The sequence below is a fragment of the Kribbella sp. NPDC005582 genome, from assembly GCF_040605415.1.
Lineage (GTDB): Bacteria > Actinomycetota > Actinomycetes > Propionibacteriales > Kribbellaceae > Kribbella.
This window is the reverse complement of the sequence record NZ_JBEXCU010000003.1, coordinates 348,937-365,765: the sequence shown is the minus strand read 5'-3', so window position 1 is coordinate 365,765 and position 16,829 is coordinate 348,937. Positions and strand designations below refer to the sequence as shown.

The following is a 16,829-nucleotide window of genomic DNA, read 5'->3' as shown; positions in this document are numbered from 1 at the left end:
CATGCGCACTCACCGATGGACTCCACGGTCGGTCCTGGTAGTCGCCGCACTGCTGGTCGTTTCGTTCTTCTACCTCTATCCCTTTCTGTGGCCCATCGTCATGTCACTCAAGTCACCTGATTGGACCCTCGAGAACTACGGCCGCGCCTGGACGACGGCGAACTTCAGCCGCTACCTGTTCAACTCGGCCTTCTACAGTACGGCGAGCACGGCCGTCACCGTGATCGCGTCGGCCCTCGCCGGCTACACCCTGGCCCGCTACAAGTTCCCGGGCAGCCGGCTGATCGGGATGCTGATCCTGGCCTTCCTCTTCATGCCGACGGCAACGAGTGTGCTGCCGGTCTTCGAGCTGATCCAGACGATCGGCCTACTCAACACTGTCTGGGGTGTCCTGCTCGCCCTGACCGGCGGCGTCGGCTTCAGTACGCTGCTTTTCCGCGGCTACTTCGGCGCGATCCCGCAGGAGCTGTTCGACGCGGCCGCGATCGACGGCGCCGGCTTCTTCCGCACCTTCAGGCTGATCTTCCCGCTGGCCAAGCCGATCATCGCCACCACTGCGATCCTCGGCTTCACTTCCAGCTGGCAGGAGTACTTCGTGCCGCTGATCTTCACCCTCGGCGATCCGGACCTCCGCACCGTCTCGGTCGGCCTGCGCGCATTCACCCAGCAGTACAGCGTGGACCTGTCCGGTTTCGCCGCGGCGGTCACTCTCTCGATGGTCCCGATCGTCGTCGTCTTCCTGTTCTTCCAGCGCTACTTCATCGAAGGGCTGGCCGGCGCCGTCAAGGACTGACCAACTTTCTCCCAGGACCTCGCGTCATACCCGGCAAGTGATTTTCGGGGTGTGGCGAAATTCTGGGGGAATTTCCATGACTGCTGTACTGACGCATGTCCAATTACCGGCGGAACTGCCGGCGGCGCGGCGGATTCTCAAGCATCCACGGCTGATGCAGAGTCATCGCCTGACGCTGCTCGTGGTTCTCGCAAACGGAGTGGTCGTAGCCGCTGGCAACCACTCGATCCAGACCGTGGCTTTGATCGCACAGCTGAACTTCGCGCTCGGCATTCTGGTACGGCAACAGTTCTTCGTGAATGCCCTGTGCAGACTGGTGATGCGAGTACCGAAGTCGTGGCCGCTCAAGCTGCGCTGGACGGTTGCCAAGGGCTACCATCTCGGCGGCCTGCACGTGGGCGGCGCCATCTGCGGAACGCTGTGGTTCTGGGCGCTGACCGTGATCGCGATCGGTCAGGTCGATGCCGGTCTGCAGGTGACCTATTGCCTGCAATCCCTGCTCCTGCTGGGTATTGTGATGACTTCACGGCCGAAGTTCCGGGCCGAGCACCACGACCTGTTCGAGCGCATGCACCGCTTCGGCGGCTGGGCGCTGTCGGCGCTGTTCTGGATCAGCGCGATCCAGCTCGGCAACGCGCCGGCGATCGTCGTACTGAGTATCACCACTATCAGTTCGCTGCTTCCCTGGGTGTTGCTGCGGCGAATTCCGGTCGACGTACTCCGGCCGTCGTCCCACGTCGCCCTCGTCAGCAGCAATCGCTTTCGGCCGATGGCAGGGTCGACGCGGTCGATCGCACGGCATCCGCTGCAGCAGTGGCACAGCTTCGCGGTCATCCCGGTCGCCGGTGCGCCGGGTTTCCGGATGGCGATCTCGCGCGCGGGTGACTGGACCAGCGACTTCATCGACAACCCGCCGTCGCATATCTGGGTGCGCGGGATCTCGACCGCCGGCATGGCGAACTACGGCAGCGTCTTCAACCGCGTCGTGTACGTCGTGACCGGCAGCGGGATCGGTCCGGTACTGGCGCACATCCTCGCCAACCGGGTGCCGATGCAGCTGGTCTGGGTGACTCGGAACCCGGTCAAGACGTATGGGCAGGCACTGGTCAACGAGATCCTGACCGCCCAGCCCGACGCGATCATCTGGGATACCGATGCCGACGGCAAGCCAGACATGGTGAAGCTGGCCTACTCGGCGTACGAGTCGACGAACGCCGAGGCCGTCATCTGCGTGTCGAACCGGAAGGTGACGTGGTCGGTCGTGCACGGCCTGGAACGCCTCGGCATCCCCGCCCTCGGCCCGATCTGGGACTCCTAGTGGTCGATCAGGCCGAGCTCGTCAGCGCCGAGGGTGGCGAAGTAGGCGGCGACACACTCGTCGGGTACGTCGTCGAAGGTCGCCGGCGACCACTGCGGATTGCGGTCCTTGTCGATGACCTGCGCCCGCACGCCTTCGATGAAGTCGTGCGAACCGTGGAACCGTAGCGAGAGCCGGTACTCCTGCTCGAGCGCCGCCGGCAGCGACGGCAGATCGGCGGCGAGGCGCAGCGCGCGCAGCGTCACCTTGAGCGAGGTCGGCGACTTGGTCAGCAGCAACGCTGCGGTCTCTCGCGCAGCCGGTACGCCGGAATCTTCCAGCCGACGGTGGATCTTGACCAGGTCGTCGCCCTCGTACGCCGAGTCGATCCAGTCCTGCTCAGCCAGCAGGGTGGACTCTGGCGGCCGGGCTGCGAACTCGGCGACGGCAGCAGCGGCGTCCTGAGACGCCAACGCAGTCAGGAGATCCGGCAACCGGTCGCTCGGCACGTACCAGTCGGCGAGGCCGATCGCGATGGCATCGCCTGCTCCCACCAGGCCGGCCGTCAGGGCCAGGTGGGTGCCCAGCTCGCCCGGGGCACGTGACAGCAGGTAGGTGCCGCCGACGTCGGGAAAGAAGCCGATTCCGGTCTCGGGCATGCCGAGCTTCGACCGCTCGGTGACGACCCGGATACTTGCGTGTGCCGACAGGCCGATCCCGCCGCCGAGCACGATCCCGTCCATCACCGCGACGAACGGCTTCGGGTACTCCGCGATCTCCGCGTTCAGCCGGTACTCGTCGGCCCAGAACGCCGCGGACGCCGTACCGCGGGCAATGCCGTCGTGGTACATCGCGACGATGTCGCCGCCGGCGCACAGCCCGCGGTCACCGCTTCCGGTCAGCACAACAGCCCGTACGGCGGGATCCGCGACCCACTCGTCGAGGACCCGGCGGATGGTCGTGACCATCTCGTGGGTGAGTGCGTTGATGGCGCGTGGCCGATTCAGAACGAGCCGGCCGACGTGGCCATCGACGGAGGCCAGCACCGAACATTCCCCGAGGCCGCTCATAGCCCCGCAAACTAGCTGGACGTCCTACTGAATTCGTAGGGCGTGGATCACAGATAGCGCGTCGCGGTTACAGGTGTCGTAGGGTGGGCACCGCACTTTCAGAGTCACCGTTCTCGTGTCGTGACCGGCGCACAGATCCCTGGCGGCGGAACTGTCTACGCAGACTGAGCTGATTCACTTCCCCATCGGCCCGCGTCACCACGATTCGAGGAAACAATGCCTTCCGCCGGCACGACGTTGTCCCCTACCCAAAATCAGCCGAGCTGCGCTCCCTCGAAGGGCAGCGATTTCGCGCCGCTGCTGCGGGAGATCAAGGCGGCCGGCCTGCTCGAGCGGCGTACCGGTGAGTATGCGCTCGGGATCGTGGTCAACCTGCTCTGCCTGGGCGCCGTCGTCGCCGGACTGATCCTGCTCGGGAACTCCTGGCTCGTGCTGCTGCTGACCATCCCGGCCGGCATCTTCAGTACCCGCGCCGCCTTCTTCGGCCATGACGCCGGTCACCAGCAGATCGGCAGCTCCCGCCGGCTGCACGACGCGATCGGCCGGCTGCACGCGAACTTCCTGCTCGGGATGAGCTACGGGTGGTGGAACGACAAGCACAACAAGCACCACGCCAACCCGAACCACACCGACAAGGACCCCGACGTCGCCGCCGGCGTACTGGTCTGGACCTTGGCCCAGGCCGAGGGACGGCAAGGCCTGTACGGCTGGCTGAGCCGCAACCAGGCACGCATCTTCTTCCCGCTGCTCAGCCTCGAGGGCTTCAGCCTGAAGGTCACCGGGATCACCTACCTGCTCAACCAGCGGCCGCGCCGCGAGGCGCTGGTCGAGCTCGGCCTGATCCTCGCGCACCTGGCCGGGTACTTCGGCGGTCTGCTGCTGATCATGTCGCCGCAGAAGGCGCTCGTCTTCGCCGTCCTGCACCACATGCTGTTCGGGATCCACCTGGGCAGCGTCTTCGCGCCGAACCACAAGGGCATGGAGATGCCCGACTGCGACTCCAAGTGGGGCCACCTCGAGAAGCAGGTCCGGACGTCGCGCAACGTGAACGGCAACCTGATCACCGACTGGATGATGGGCGGCCTGAACTACCAGATCGAGCACCACCTCTTCCCGAACATGCCGCGCGCCAATCTGCGCCGTGCCCAGGCCTCCGTCCGCGCCTACTGTGAGCGCGTCGGCGTGCCGTACCTGTCGACCGGCATCATCGAGTCCTACGCCCAGGGACTGCGGCACATGCACGAGGTCGGCCGGCAGTTGCGCTCTCCCGCCACGTCCTGACCCCGCCCGTCGCCCCGGCGAGGCATGATATGGCCATGGATCAGATGGCCTTCGACGCGGACACGTTCGCCCGCCTCGCGGTCGAGTTGCACGACGCCGACGGGATGGACGAGACGGTCGAGGCCGTCGTCCAGTTCGCACTGCAGGCCGAGGCCTGCTCGTACGCCGGAGTCGCGCTCGTGCTGCGCGGTCAGCGCGAGATCGCGGCCGTGACCGATCCGCTGGTCGCCGAGATCTACCAGTTGCAGTTCGAGCTCGGCGAGGGTCCGATGTTGACCGCGCTGACCGAGGGCGTCGCCGTCCAGGTCCAGGACGTGGCCGCCGAGACGCGCTGGCCGTCCTGGACCGCCCGGCTCGCGCAGTACCCGATCGGGTCCGTGCTGCACACGCCGATGTGGGCCAACGCCCAGCCGATCGGCGTGCTGTCGCTGTACAACACCGCCCCGTACGCCTTCAGCGCCGACGACGAGGCGATCGCGCACATCCTGGCCCGGCACGCCTCGGTCGCCGTCGCCTCGGCGCGCGATGACGAGACGATGGCCGCGGCCGTCGACGCCCGCAAGCTGGTCGGGCAGGCGATGGGCATTCTGATGGAGCGGTTCGATCTGGACGACACGCGCGCGTTCGAGATCCTCAAGCGCTACTCCCAGGAGCACAACGTCAAGCTCCGCGATGTCGCGCAGGAGCTGATCGACACGCGCAAGCTGCGCGGCTCCATCGATCCCGCGGGATCTTGACTTCCATCGATGTAAATGGCCTAATTTCAGGGCCTGAACTCAGGTCATCCCGCCCCTGACCGTGTGAGGTATCGATGCGACCTTCGCCTGCCCGGATTCTCCGTCTGCTCGCCGCCGGCACCAGCCTGTCTCTGATCGCCGGCACGGCGCTGGCCGGTCCCCCACCGCCCTCCCGATCGATCGTGACCGACGGCGCCGCCCGCTTCCAGGTCCTCTCCCCCACGCTGATCCGGGTCGAGTACGCCGCGGACCGGAAGTTCGAGGACGCGACCACCTTCACCGCGATCAACCGCGCGTTCCCGCGGACGCCGTACACGACCAAGGTCACCGCGGACGGGTTCCGCGAGATCCGGACCAGCGGAGTGACCGTGCGCTACCGCCGGGACAGCGGCCCGTTCACTCCGGCGAACCTCTCGATGGTTGTCGCTGGCAACAACGTCACCGCGAGTCCGGCCTTCCCGTCGTACTGCGGGTTCGGCACCGCTTGTGAGGCCGAGAACGCGCTGCTCCTCGGGCACGCGTCGACGGCGTACGACCATGTCAATCACACCGGCTCCGGATTCGTCGCCGGGTACGAGAAGGCGGGCGCCGGGATCACGGTGAACGTCTCCGGCATCCCGGCGGCCGGTAGCTACCGGCTGGCCGTCAGGTACGCGAACGCGACCGGCGGCGACGGACAGAACACCACCAGAACCCTGTCCACACAGGCGAATGATGCCGCCGGCCCGAGCCTCAGCCTGCCGCCGACCGGTTCGTGGGACACCTGGTCGACCATGAGCACGGCGATCGAGCTCAAGGCCGGGACCAACAGCATCACCATCCGGCAGCGCCCGACCGACAGCGGCAAGGTCAATGTCGACAGTATCGCCGTCACCACAGTCGACACCTCGACCTATCCATCAGCCGACAACAATCTCCTGAGTACGGCGTACGGCGCCGGCCCGGCCACCACCCTCGGCGGGTGGAGCCGCTCACTCGACAACCCGCGCCAGGTCCCGGCGTACCAGCATCCCGGCATCCTCAACCGCGACGGCTGGTACCTGCTCGACGACACCCGAACCGCCTTGCTGAACGCCGATCACGTCGTCGGCACGCGCCCGGGCCACGGCACGAATCCCTACCAGGACGGCTATCTGTTCGGCTACGGCCGCGACTACAAGCAGGCGCTGGGCGATCTGAACACGCTGACCGGCGGCACCAACCTGCTGCCGCAATCGGCGTACGGCGTCTGGTACTCGCGCTATCACGCGTACAGCACCGACGACTATCAGAAGGACCTGCTGCCGAAGTTCCGCGCGGGCAAGGTGCCGATCGACTGGTTGGTGATCGACACCGACTTCAAGTCCCCGAGCACCTGGAACGGCTGGAACTGGAACGCGTCGCTCTTCCCGAACCCGCAGACCTTCATGGACTGGACTCGCGAACAAGGATTGTCGGTGGCACTCAACGTGCATCCGACGATCGCCGACGACGATCCGCAGTTCGCCCGGACCAACGCGACCGCGGGCGGTCTCGAACTCGACGGCGGCCGCAACTACCTGTTCGACTGGTCGAAGCCGGCTCAGCTGAAGGCATACCAGGATCTGCACAAGCCCTTCGAGCAGCAAGGCGTCCGGGCCTGGTGGCTGGATTACTGCCAGTACTGCGGCGGCTCCACGGCCTCCGACCCACAGGTTGCCCCCGACAACTTGATCAACCAGGCGTACGCCGACAGTGCCGCCGAGCGCGGTCTTCGCGGCTTCTCGTTCGCCCGGATCGGCGGCGCCGAGTACGGCGGGATCGAGAGCTCGTACCCGATCGGACCGTGGTCGGAGCGGCGGAACACGCTGCAGTTCACCGGTGACACGCCGGGCAGCTGGGACTTCCTGCGGTACGCCGTCCGCTTCACCGCCGACGAGGCCTCGGCCGGGCTGTCGAACGTCAGCCACGACATCGGCAGCTTCCACGGCGATCATCTGCCCGACGACCAGTACGCTCGCTGGGTGCAGTTCGGCACCTTCCAGCCGATCGACCGGCTGCACTCCGACCACGCCGACCGGTTGCCCTGGGAGTACGGCGCCGAGGCCGGAGCCAGCGCGACGAAGTTCCTGCAACTGCGCGAGGCGCTGGTCCCGTACACGTACACGATGGCCCAGCAGGCACACACGACCGGCGTACCGATCGTGCGGCCGATGTACCTCGAGTATCCGGCCGAGGAGGCGGCGTACAACGCTCCCGGCCAGTACCTGTACGGCGACAGCCTGCTCGTCGCACCGATCGTGGACAGCTCGGGCTCGACCTCGGTTTGGGTACCGCCGGGCACCTGGACCGACTACTTCACCGGTACGTCGTACACCGGGCCGGCCACAGTCACGATGAGCGCCCCGCTGGACCGGATGCCGGTGCTGGTGAAGAGCGGCGGCATCGTGACCACCCGGACCGACTACGTCGACAACCAGACCGGCGGCGCACCCACCCAGCTGACGGCCACGGTCGCCGCGGGAGCCAATGGCAGCTTCAACCTCTACCAGGACGCCGGCGAGGGCTCGAGCAGCTCGGCGACCACGCAGCTCACCTGGAACGACCGCAGCCGCGCACTCACTGTCGGCGCCACCCGCGGCAGCTACCCGGGCGCGGCCACAGCGCGCGCCTACACGCTCCGGCTCACCAACAGCAGCGCCCCGTCCGCGGCGTACGTCGACGGCCGCCGTACCGGCTGGTCGTACGACGCGGCCAGCCGCACGGTCACCGTCACGACCGGCAGCCTGAGCACCCGCTCCCCGCACCACATCACGCTGAACACCCCCTGACCCCCCACACCCCCCAGGCGGAGAGATGAGGGATCGACCCTCATGCCTGGGGGGTGCCTCAGGCGGGAGATTTGGTGGCAGAAGGACAACCACCAAAAACCACGCAACCTGGGGGTAAGAGAAATGAAGCGTCAAGGGATCGCCGTACTGGCCGGAGTCGCCGCAGTGTTCGCCGGAACGGTTCTGCCGGCCGGGACCGCCGCCGCCGACGGGCTGCCGCTGCAGACAGCGTGCGCGGAGCAGAAGGACGTCGAGGGAGCCCAGTTCGCCGTCAAGCTGTGCGACGTGACCGACGCGGACCAGTTCCGCACCAACCTCGACAAGTCGGGCAGTGTGCACTGCGGGCCCACCTCGCTCTATAACGCGATGTACTACCTCGGCGAGCACAAGGGGCTGCCGATGCGGATCGTCCCGAACGGCCAGCTGATGACCGAGTACGACCCGCACGACCCGGCCGACTACGACGAGGCGACCGCCTGGATCGGGTGGCTCGGCTACAAGGCCGGGATGGGCACCGACCCGAGCGGTTCGAGCGCTGCCGGCAACCGGGCCGCCTTCGACGCCGCAACCGTCGGCGCCAAGGCGAGCGGCTGGACGGTCAACCGCGGCGGCACCAGCTCCGACAGCGTGCCCGAGTTCGGGCTCGAGATCGCGAAGCGGTTGCGCCAGGCTCCCCTCCAGCTGTGGTACGGCCGGTACGTCCTGAACGCGGACAATACCCACACCCGCACCGGCGGCCACGCCGTCACGGTGGTCGCGGCCAAGGGTGACGTCGGCTCCGGCAAGGTCGAGCTGACCCTGCACGACCCGGCTCGCTCGGACGACCACAAGACGCCCGGCTACCTGGACACCCAGTCGGAGATCCGCGACGAGAAGGTCACCCTGTACCGGGTAGCGATCCGGACCAAGTCCGTGGACGAGGAGACCGGGGTCGAGACGATCAAGCAGCACACCTACTGGCGGCTGTTCGGCGAGAACTACACCGGCACGACCCTGCAGTACGTCGAGGCCTTCAACTGGTTCGAGACCGCACCGCCGGTCGGCTGATCCGAAGCCCTGACGAGCGGCCCCTGGAGGGAGGGGGCCGCTCGTTCGTGGTCTAGGTGAGAGCGCGGCCCAGCTCGCGGCGGCCGGTGATGCCGAGCTTCACGTAGATCCGGCCGAGATGGTTCTCTACCGTTTTGGGTGAGACGAAGAGTTCTTGGGCGATGTCGCGGTTACTGCGGCCGGTGACCGCGAGCCCGGCGACTCGGCGCTCGCTTGCGGTCAGCGAGTCCTGGCCCGGCGCCACCAGCGACCGCGGCCGATCGCCCAGCGCCTGCAGGGCTTCCGCGACCCGGCTCCGCAGAGCAAGCGCTCCACAGGTCGCGGCCAGCTCGCCGGCGCGGTTCAGCGTCTCGCGCGCATCCGCCCGCCGACCGACCACCCGATAGGCCTCGCCGAGATCCGCCAACGCCAGCGCAAGCTCCAGCCGAGCCGGCGATCGCTCCAGTACGGCGACCGCCTCGGTCAGCGTCTCCACCCGGCGAGCGCCCTGCCCGACATCGACCTTGGCTGTCAGCCGCAGCGCGGCGCCCAGATCGGAGGCCGCACCCCACCGCCGGGTCAGCTCCAGCTGGCCGTTCGCCAACTCCCGAGCCGCCGCCTCGTCGCCCAGCCGCAGCTGCGCCAGCGCGGCCGGCGTCCGCCACGGCACGGCCGGCGGATCCAGATCCGCCGCCACCATCTCGTCCCGCAGCCGGTACGCGTGCTCGAGAGCGGCGTACGGATCGTCGAGCTCCAGCGCGAGCCGGGCCCGGGTCGCCTCCAGCCACATCGCCGCGATCACTCGCGGCGCGTTCCGGCTGGACTCGTCGTACTCGGTCAGCATGGTCTGTGCGCCGGCGAGGTCACCGCGCTCCAAGGCCGCATAGACCGCGAATGTCACCGCGGTCACGCGGATCGCGACCACCTGCGGAGTCTGGTCCTCGGACGCGACCGCGGCCAGTACGGCGTCCGCGTCGGCCTCGACCGCGGGCAGATCACCGCAGCGCCACGCCAGGAAGTCGGCCACATTGGCGACCATCGCGAACTCGATCGGCGAACCGTGCCGCCGAACCCAGTCCTGCGCGCCCGCGATCTCGTCCCGAGCCGGTCCAACACCATCGGCCGCGATCAGCGACATCATCGCGAGCAGCCAGCCGATCAGCGGGTCGGCCTGACCGACCGAGTCATTGAGCAGTGCCCCGCGACGCAACGCCCGCTCGGCAGTACGCCGTACGTCGGCCGACGGGCTCACCTCGTACCGGCCGCGCTGCGCCAGGAGTGCGAGCAGGATCCGCTCGTCGGGCGTGTCACCGGGGAGGTCGGCGAACCCGCGCAGATGGCGCGAGGCACGCTTGCGCTCCGACGGCAGATACGAGCGCGTGATGCCGAGTCGCGCGTCGAGCGCCAACCGTCCCGGCTCGTCGGCCGCCCAGCCGTCCAGCGCCTGCATCAGCTCGGACGCAGCCGCGACCGGTCCGTCGATCACCGAGGTGGCGGCAGCCGCCGTACCGAGGAGGTCGGCGCGCTCGCGGCCACTGCTCGACTCCGCGGCGGCCAGCAAGTAGCGCCGGGCCGTGCGTGGATCGCCGTTGCGGAGCAGGAGTTTCCCCAGCAGGGACTGGAGTTTCGCGTTGCCCGGCTCGACCTCGATCGCCCGGTTCAGGTAGTCGATCGCCGTCCCGACATCGCCTGCGGTCGCGGACAGGGTCGCGGCCTCGGCGAAGATCGTGACGGCGGCGTCCAGCGTGCCGGCCGGTGCCTGCACCAGGTGGGCGGCGACCCGGTCCGCTGCCGCCCGCGCGGCCCACAAGGTCTCCGCGGCTCGTCCGTGCAGGGTGGCCTGATCGACCGGGCCGAGCGTCGCGGTCACCGAGTCGCGAATCACGGGGTGCACGAAGTTCAGCAGGGCCGGCGCCTGCGGGGTCTGGGCAGCCTCGACGGTGACGACGTGCGCGGCCACAAGCTCGTCCACGGCCGCCGCCAACGCGGACTCCGGCAGTTGCGCGACCGCACCGGCGGTCCAGACGTCCGCGCGCACACCGAGCACGGCCATGCTCTTCGCCAGCGCCAGTGCCGTCGGTGACAGCCTCGACAGCAGCGTCCGGCTCACCGCGCTCGTTCCGAGCCCGCGGACGGTCTCCGCCGTCGCCGCGTCCGCGGCTGACCGATTCAGCACGGTCAGCTCATCCAGCAGTGACTCGGCCAGGAACGGGTTGCCGCCACTGGCCGCCAGGACCGCGTCCACGACTGGCTCCGCAGCCTGGCTCCGACAGTGCTCCGCAATCAGTACGGCGATGCCCTCGCGGCTGAGCGGTCGCGGCAGCAACCGCTCGACGTGCCGGGCGACGGTCAGCTCGGCGAGCGGACCCAGCCGGTCCGGCGGCGGCCTGGTCGCCACCACCAGCGCGATCGGCAGATCGCCGACTCGCTTGGACAGATAGGACAGGAAGCGCAGCGACGGCGGATCGGACCATTGCGCGTCGTCGATCGTGATCAGCAACGGCCGCGGCGACGCCAGGTCGACCGCCACCCACCAGAGCGCGTGCATCGTCCGGGCCACCTCGGCGTCCCCGGCATCCGGAGCGGCCTTGTCGAGCGCCTCGATCGCACGTCCGGTCGGTCCGGCGATGATCGCGGCCCGCGTCTCCCCGGCGTACCGGGCGATCGACCGCTCGATCAACTGGCGGACCACACCCCACGCCATCGCGCTCTCGACCTCGTCACCGGTCGCCTGCATCCGGACGAAGCCGCGCTGCTTGGCCATCGCGCGGGCCTCGGCCACCAGCCGCGACTTGCCGATCCCGGCCTCGCCCTCGATCACCACGACCTGGCCCTCGCCACGACCGGCCGCATCCAGCGCGGCAGCGATCCGGCCGAGCTCGTCCGGCCGCTCGAGCACGCCGCTCACTCAGAACCCGGTAGGGCGTCGACGACTCGGGTCAACAGGTCCGGGTCTCGCAGTGGTTTGCCGTGCCCGAACAGCACCAGCTCCGGCCGCAGCGCGGCCAGCCGGCGCATCGCCTGATGGTTGCGCGGCACATCGAAGGTCAGGAAGTTCCACGGCGCGGAGACCTTGGGCAGCCGGAAGAAGACGTCGCCGCAGAGCAGCGTCCGGTCCGATTCCCGCCACAACGCGATGTGGCCGGGCGAATGACCCGGCACGTCCAGCACGGTGAAGCTGCCGACCTGATCGCCCTCGACCAGCCGCCGGCTGACCGGATGCGGCGGCGGCATCTTGCCGCGGGCCAGCATCCCGGGCAACCATCCCTCGGCCGGCACCGGCGTCGCCGTCTCGATCGCCTCGGCGTCGTTCGCACCTGCCCACAAGGGGATCCCGAGCTCGGTGCAGACGGCATGGCTGGACCCGAAATGGTCCGGATGCGCATGCGTCACCACATGCGCCGTCACGTCCCGCCCGCGGAGCTGCCGCAGGATCCGCCCGGCCGCCGCCGGGGTGCCGGCATCCACCAGTACGTCGTCGACGAGGTACGCGTTCATGAAATGCGGCGGCCGGCCCAACAACTGACCGACCCCCACTGCTAGCTGCCGCACAGACGGATCTTAGAGCAACGCTGGACGGCCTTCTGCAAAAGACCGTCCAGCGCCACGTCTGACGGACGCACTACGCCCGCGGTTCCGTTACTTCAGCGAGCGGAAGAAGCCGCGGAGGTCGTCGAGGAGCAGGTCGGGGGCATCCTGGGTGGCCCAGTGGCCGCCGCGGTCGTACTCGTTCCAGGACACGATGTTGGCGTGGTCGCGGTCGGCGAACCGGCGCAGCGGGGTGAAGTCGTTCGCGAAGCTGGCCAAGCCGGTCGGGGCCGTGGTCGGCTCCGCCGGGTGCTCGGCGTGGTGATCCTCGTAGTAGAACCGCGCCGACGACGCTGCCGTGTTGGTCAGCCAGTAAATGGTCGCGTTGGTCAGGACATGCTCGTCCGGGCAGGCCGCGAGCAGCTGGGCAATCCAGGCCAGCTGACCACTCGGCGAGTCCGCCAAGGCGTGCGCGAGATTCTGCGGCGCGGTCTCCTGCAGTTTCGCGTACGCCGACATCTCCTCGTTGAACGTCTGCAGGAACCCGAGGTACTCCAGGTCCTTCTGGCTCAGCCCCTCGAACTCGGCCGGGTCGCCCGACGGGAACGAGAACAGCTGGGTGACGTGTACGCCGATCACCTGATCCGGCGCGATCCGGCCCAGCTCCGGCGCCACGAACGACCCGACATCGTTGCCATGCGCACCGAATCGCTCGTAGCCCAGCCGGTGCATCAGCTCGGCCCACGCCTGCGCCGTCCGGTGCCGGTTCCAGCCCTTCTCGTACGTCGGCCCGGAGAACCCGAAGCCGGGCAACGAGGGCACTACAACGTGGAACGCGTCGGCCGGGTCACCGCCGTGCGCGCGCGGATCGGTCAGCGGACCGATCAGGTCGAGGAACTCGATCACGCTGTTCGGCCAGCCGTGGGTGAGGATCAGCGGCGTCGCGTCGGGCTCGGGCGAGCGGACGTGCAGGAAGTGGATGTTCTGCCCATCGATCTCGGTGGTGAAGTTCGGGTACTCGTTCAGCCGCGCTTCCCACTTGCGCCAGTCGTAGCTGTCCCGCCAGGTCTCGACCATCCGCTGCACATACTCCAGCGGTACGCCGTACTCCCAGCCCGGCACGAGCGGACCCCGCTGAACGCCGTCGGTGACCTGGTCGCGCGGCAACTCGTTGGCCCAGCGGACCCGCTGCAGCCGCTCGGCCAGATCATCCAGCTGTGACTGCGGAACGTCGATCCGGAGCGGCCGCACCGCCTCGTCCGCGGCATCGCGCGGACGGCTGTTCGGAGTGTTCACTGTCATCTCCCTCAGAGCTCGTCGTATCTCGCCAAAAATGAGACGGCTCAGGCCCCCAGCCGGTCTACGATTCACAGCGTGCTGGCAGACCGGCTCCGGCGAATCCGTGGAACGCGGTATTTCCATGTCCGGTGACGATCCGTACGCCGCCGGACGACAACCGCTCGTCAGCCCCCTGTACGTCGGCCGCCAGGCCGAGCTGGCTGAGCTCCGTGCCGCGGCGACCCAGGTCGAAGCGGGAGGTTCGGCCCGGATCCTGATCGCCGGCGAGGCCGGTATCGGCAAGTCCCGGCTGATCGCGGAGTTCACCGCGAGCCTCGGCCCGGACTGGTTGTCCGCCACCGGCGGCTGCCCCGAACTCGGTGCCGAACACCTTCCGTACGTCGCCTTCCTGCCGATCGTGCGGCAACTCGTCGAGACCGAGGGCGGCCCGTCATCAGGCGGTGAACTCAGCGCACTGCTCCCCCGGCAACCCGATCAAGGCGCGCACGGCGGCCGGTTGACCTTGCTGAACGAGTTGCTGGCGTTGCTCGAACGCGCGGCCGCCCGGCACCCGCTGTTCGTCGTACTGGAGGATCTGCAGTGGGCCGATGGGGCGAGCCGTGAGCTGTTCGGCTACCTCGCGCGCAACCTCGGCGATCTCCCGGTGCTGCTGGTCGGAACCGTTCGGACCGGCGAGCTTCCGGCCGGGCATCCGGTCCGGCAGCTGGTCGCCGAACTCGGTCGGCGCCAGGACATCACCACCCTTCACCTCGAGCCGTTGGAGCAGCGTTCTGTCGGCGAACTGCTGACCGCGTTGGACGGCCGCTACGACCCGGCGCGTGCCGCGGCGATCCATCGGCGTTCCGGCGGGAACCCGCTGTTCATCGAAGCGCTCGCCACCGACGATCCCGGCAAGACCAACGGCAACAGTCCATTGCGCAGGTTGTTGCAGGAGCGGGTCGCCCAGCTGTCGGAGTCGGCACGGCCGGTCCTGGCGGTGGCGTCCATCGCCGGCGCCGCGGTCGGGCACGACCTGCTGACCCTGCTCGCCAACCGCTCCGACGACGAGCTCGACCGCGCCCTGCGCGAGCTGGTTGAGCGCGATCAACTCCTGGCGACCGACGACGGGTATCGGTTCCGGCACGCGCTCATCCGCGAGGCCGTCTACACCGGGCTGCTCCCCGGTGAACGTCGTCGGCTCCATGCCCGGGCCGCGACGGCCTTGGCGGCGCAGCCGGATCTCGCCACGCACGGCCTGCCCGCCGCCGAGCTGGCCGAGCACTGGTACCTGGCCGGTCGACCGACCGAGGCTTTTCAGGCCGCTCTGATCGCGGCCGACGAAGCCCAAGCCAGCTTCGCGTACGCCGAAGAGCTCAAGTACGTCCAGCGTGCACTCGCTCTCCTGCCGAAGACCGAGTCCCGTACGGACGTCGCGCTTCGCCTGAAGCTGCTGCGTCGAGCTATTGGTGCGGCCGCACCGGCGGGCCGGGCCGAGCAGGGCGTGGCGCTCTGCACCGAGGCGCTGGAGCTGGTCGACTCCCAGGCCGAGCCGGAGGTGGCGGCTCAGTTGCACCTCGACCGGGGCACCTTTCGCAGCCGCACGGACCTCGGTGCCCGCGAGGACCTCGAGCACGCCCGCCGCCTACTGTCCGGCCGGCCGTCGTACGCGCTCGGCATGCTGCACTACGGACTGGCTATCGACGCGGCGACGGCCAGGGACCGGCCCAGCGCACGACAGAACACCCAGCAGCTGCTGGAGATCGCCGAGGCGCTGGACGACGACCGGCTCCGCGGCCGCGGTTTCGCCGCCGTCGGATTCGTCGAGCAGATCGACGGCAACCTGGCCGCGGCGCTGGCCGGGGCCGGGCGGGCCCGGGAGATCGCGCGCCGGATCGGCGACGACACCACCTTCGTCGCCAACGCCAACTGGGAGATCTCTGCCCTGGCCTGGGCGGGCCGCTACGAGGAGATCGTTGCGAAGGCCCCGGTGGCGCTGCGCGAGGTCGAACTGGTCGGGATGCTCAACTGGCGCGGCCCGATGCTGCGCATCAATCTGGCGTCCGCGCAAATGATCCTGGGTCGCTGGGACGATGCGCTGACAACGATCGAGGAGAGCCTGGCCGCCGAGCCCGAGCCGCTGTACCGGATCGGGACCTGCGGCATGCTCGCCACCATCCGCGCCTACCGCGGCGAGTTCGAGCAGGCGGCGGCTGTCCTGCACACACCGGAAGAACTCGCCGCGGGCTCACCGGTGCTGCGCAACTACATCCTCGGCTACATCACGATGGTGTGGTGCGAGCTCGCGATGGCTCGCCAGGATCCCGAGTCGGCGGCCGGGCCGGTCGAGATCTTCCTGCGGCACTGCGCCGGCCCGGACTTCATCCCCGACCAGGACGGTCTGCTCGGCGTCGCGATGCTGCAACGGGCCAGGCTGGCGGCCGCGCCCAGGAACCGGGCGATCGCCGCCGAGGCCGCCGCGATCCGCGCGAGGATCGGCGAGCTCGTCACCCTGCTGCCGCCGGGCGGCGCCGCTCAGGAGGCCTACCGCTGCGCGATCCTGACCGCGATCGGCCCCGGCCGGATGGCCGACTGGGACCGGGCCGCGGACAGCTGGCGCCGGATCGGGCACCTGTGCGGCCTGATCGACTGCCTCATCCCGGCCGCGGAGGCCGCGCTCGCGGCCAGCAACCGGGCCGGAGCGCGCCGCCGTCTCGAAGAGGCCCGCGAGATCGCCACCCGGTTCCGCAGTTCCGTCTATCTCGACCGGATCGCCGCCCTCGGTCAGCGCGCCCGCCTCGAGGCGCCGAGCTCGACCCCCGGCGACGACAGCGGACTGACTCCGCGCGAGTACGACGTACTGCGGCTGCTGGCGCGCGGGATGCCTAACCGGCAGATCGCCGCCGAGCTCTACATCTCCCCGGCAACCGTCGGTGTGCACGTCGGCCGGATCCTGACCAAGCTGAACGCCACCACCCGCACCGAGGCCACTGCCGTCGCGCACAGCCGTGGACTGCTCCCCTAGACTCCGGC

At 69.0% G+C, this 16,829-nt stretch carries 11 protein-coding genes; 7 read left to right on the top strand and 4 right to left on the bottom strand.

Annotated elements, in window-relative coordinates; genetic code table 11:
- Position 1 precedes the first annotated feature (1 nt).
- Together ABZS29_RS19550 and ABZS29_RS19545 are read left to right on the top strand one after the other, a co-directional pair.
- Positions 2-793 (top strand): carbohydrate ABC transporter permease, encoded by a 792-nt coding sequence (locus ABZS29_RS19550; protein ID WP_355463659.1) that lies wholly within the window; start codon positions 2-4, stop codon positions 791-793.
- A 76-nt stretch (positions 794-869) separates the two neighbouring features.
- Entirely contained in the window at positions 870-2,111 is a 1,242-nt protein-coding gene (locus ABZS29_RS19545; protein WP_355463658.1) for a hypothetical protein, read from the top strand.
- Here ABZS29_RS19545 and ABZS29_RS19540 read toward each other — a convergent pair.
- The gene (locus ABZS29_RS19540) at positions 2,108-3,160 is read right to left on the bottom strand and encodes an enoyl-CoA hydratase/isomerase family protein (RefSeq protein ID WP_355463657.1); all 1,053 of its coding nucleotides are present in this window, start codon (positions 3,158-3,160) and stop codon (positions 2,108-2,110) included. The two genes, ABZS29_RS19545 and ABZS29_RS19540, sit on opposite strands and share 4 nt — an antisense overlap.
- A gap of 216 nt (positions 3,161-3,376) precedes the next feature.
- Between ABZS29_RS19540 and ABZS29_RS19535 the strand changes: the two genes are divergently transcribed.
- The 4 genes from ABZS29_RS19535 to ABZS29_RS19520 all read left to right on the top strand — a co-directional run bounded on the left by ABZS29_RS19535 (position 3,377) and on the right by ABZS29_RS19520 (position 9,014).
- Positions 3,377-4,441 carry an acyl-CoA desaturase gene (locus ABZS29_RS19535; protein ID WP_355463656.1) on the top strand — a complete coding sequence of 355 codons (1,065 nt, stop codon included), beginning with the start codon at positions 3,377-3,379 and terminating at the stop codon, positions 4,439-4,441.
- Between the two features lie 29 nt (positions 4,442-4,470).
- Positions 4,471-5,178 carry a GAF and ANTAR domain-containing protein gene (locus tag ABZS29_RS19530; protein WP_355463655.1) on the top strand — a complete coding sequence of 236 codons (708 nt, stop codon included), beginning with the start codon at positions 4,471-4,473 and terminating at the stop codon, positions 5,176-5,178.
- A 74-nt stretch (positions 5,179-5,252) separates the two neighbouring features.
- Positions 5,253-7,967, top strand: coding sequence for a TIM-barrel domain-containing protein (locus ABZS29_RS19525; protein ID WP_355463654.1), 2,715 nt, complete (start codon positions 5,253-5,255; stop codon positions 7,965-7,967).
- A 123-nt stretch (positions 7,968-8,090) separates the two neighbouring features.
- Complete coding sequence (locus tag ABZS29_RS19520; RefSeq protein WP_355463653.1) at positions 8,091-9,014, top strand: hypothetical protein; 924 nt, start codon at positions 8,091-8,093, stop codon at positions 9,012-9,014.
- Positions 9,015-9,066: 52 nt separating this feature from the next.
- Here ABZS29_RS19520 and ABZS29_RS19515 read toward each other — a convergent pair whose 3' ends face one another.
- The 3 genes from ABZS29_RS19515 to ABZS29_RS19505 form a co-directional block, all read right to left on the bottom strand.
- Entirely contained in the window at positions 9,067-11,901 is a 2,835-nt protein-coding gene (locus tag ABZS29_RS19515) for an AAA family ATPase (protein ID WP_355463652.1), read from the bottom strand.
- A complete protein-coding gene (locus ABZS29_RS19510) occupies positions 11,898-12,545 on the bottom strand; it encodes an MBL fold metallo-hydrolase (RefSeq protein ID WP_355463651.1) in 648 nt (215 codons plus the stop codon). Before ABZS29_RS19510 ends, ABZS29_RS19515 begins: the two co-directional genes overlap by 4 nt.
- An 87-nt stretch (positions 12,546-12,632) precedes the next feature.
- Positions 12,633-13,823, bottom strand: coding sequence for an epoxide hydrolase family protein (locus tag ABZS29_RS19505; protein ID WP_355463650.1), 1,191 nt, complete (start codon positions 13,821-13,823; stop codon positions 12,633-12,635).
- Between the two features lie 118 nt (positions 13,824-13,941).
- On the opposite strand from ABZS29_RS19505, the gene ABZS29_RS19500 reads away from it, so the two are divergent.
- Positions 13,942-16,821, top strand: a complete 2,880-nt coding sequence (locus ABZS29_RS19500; protein ID WP_355463649.1) for an AAA family ATPase — start codon at positions 13,942-13,944, stop codon at positions 16,819-16,821.
- The last annotated feature ends 8 nt before the right edge of the window (positions 16,822-16,829 follow it).

Excerpts from the sequence above, each read along its gene's own strand:
- ABZS29_RS19545 (WP_355463658.1), top strand. The coding sequence starts at position 870 with ATGACTGCTGTACTGACGCATGTCCAATTACCGGCGGAACTGCCGGCG.
- ABZS29_RS19520 (WP_355463653.1), top strand. The coding sequence starts at position 8,091 with ATGAAGCGTCAAGGGATCGCCGTACTGGCCGGAGTCGCCGCAGTGTTC.
- ABZS29_RS19530 (WP_355463655.1), top strand. The coding sequence starts at position 4,471 with ATGGCCATGGATCAGATGGCCTTCGACGCGGACACGTTCGCCCGCCTC.
- ABZS29_RS19525 (WP_355463654.1), top strand. The coding sequence starts at position 5,253 with ATGCGACCTTCGCCTGCCCGGATTCTCCGTCTGCTCGCCGCCGGCACC.
- ABZS29_RS19540 (WP_355463657.1), bottom strand. The coding sequence starts at position 3,160 with ATGAGCGGCCTCGGGGAATGTTCGGTGCTGGCCTCCGTCGATGGCCAC.
- ABZS29_RS19500 (WP_355463649.1), top strand. The coding sequence starts at position 13,942 with ATGTCCGGTGACGATCCGTACGCCGCCGGACGACAACCGCTCGTCAGC.
- ABZS29_RS19505 (WP_355463650.1), bottom strand. The coding sequence starts at position 13,823 with ATGACAGTGAACACTCCGAACAGCCGTCCGCGCGATGCCGCGGACGAG.
- ABZS29_RS19550 (WP_355463659.1), top strand. The coding sequence starts at position 2 with ATGCGCACTCACCGATGGACTCCACGGTCGGTCCTGGTAGTCGCCGCA.
- ABZS29_RS19535 (WP_355463656.1), top strand. The coding sequence starts at position 3,377 with ATGCCTTCCGCCGGCACGACGTTGTCCCCTACCCAAAATCAGCCGAGC.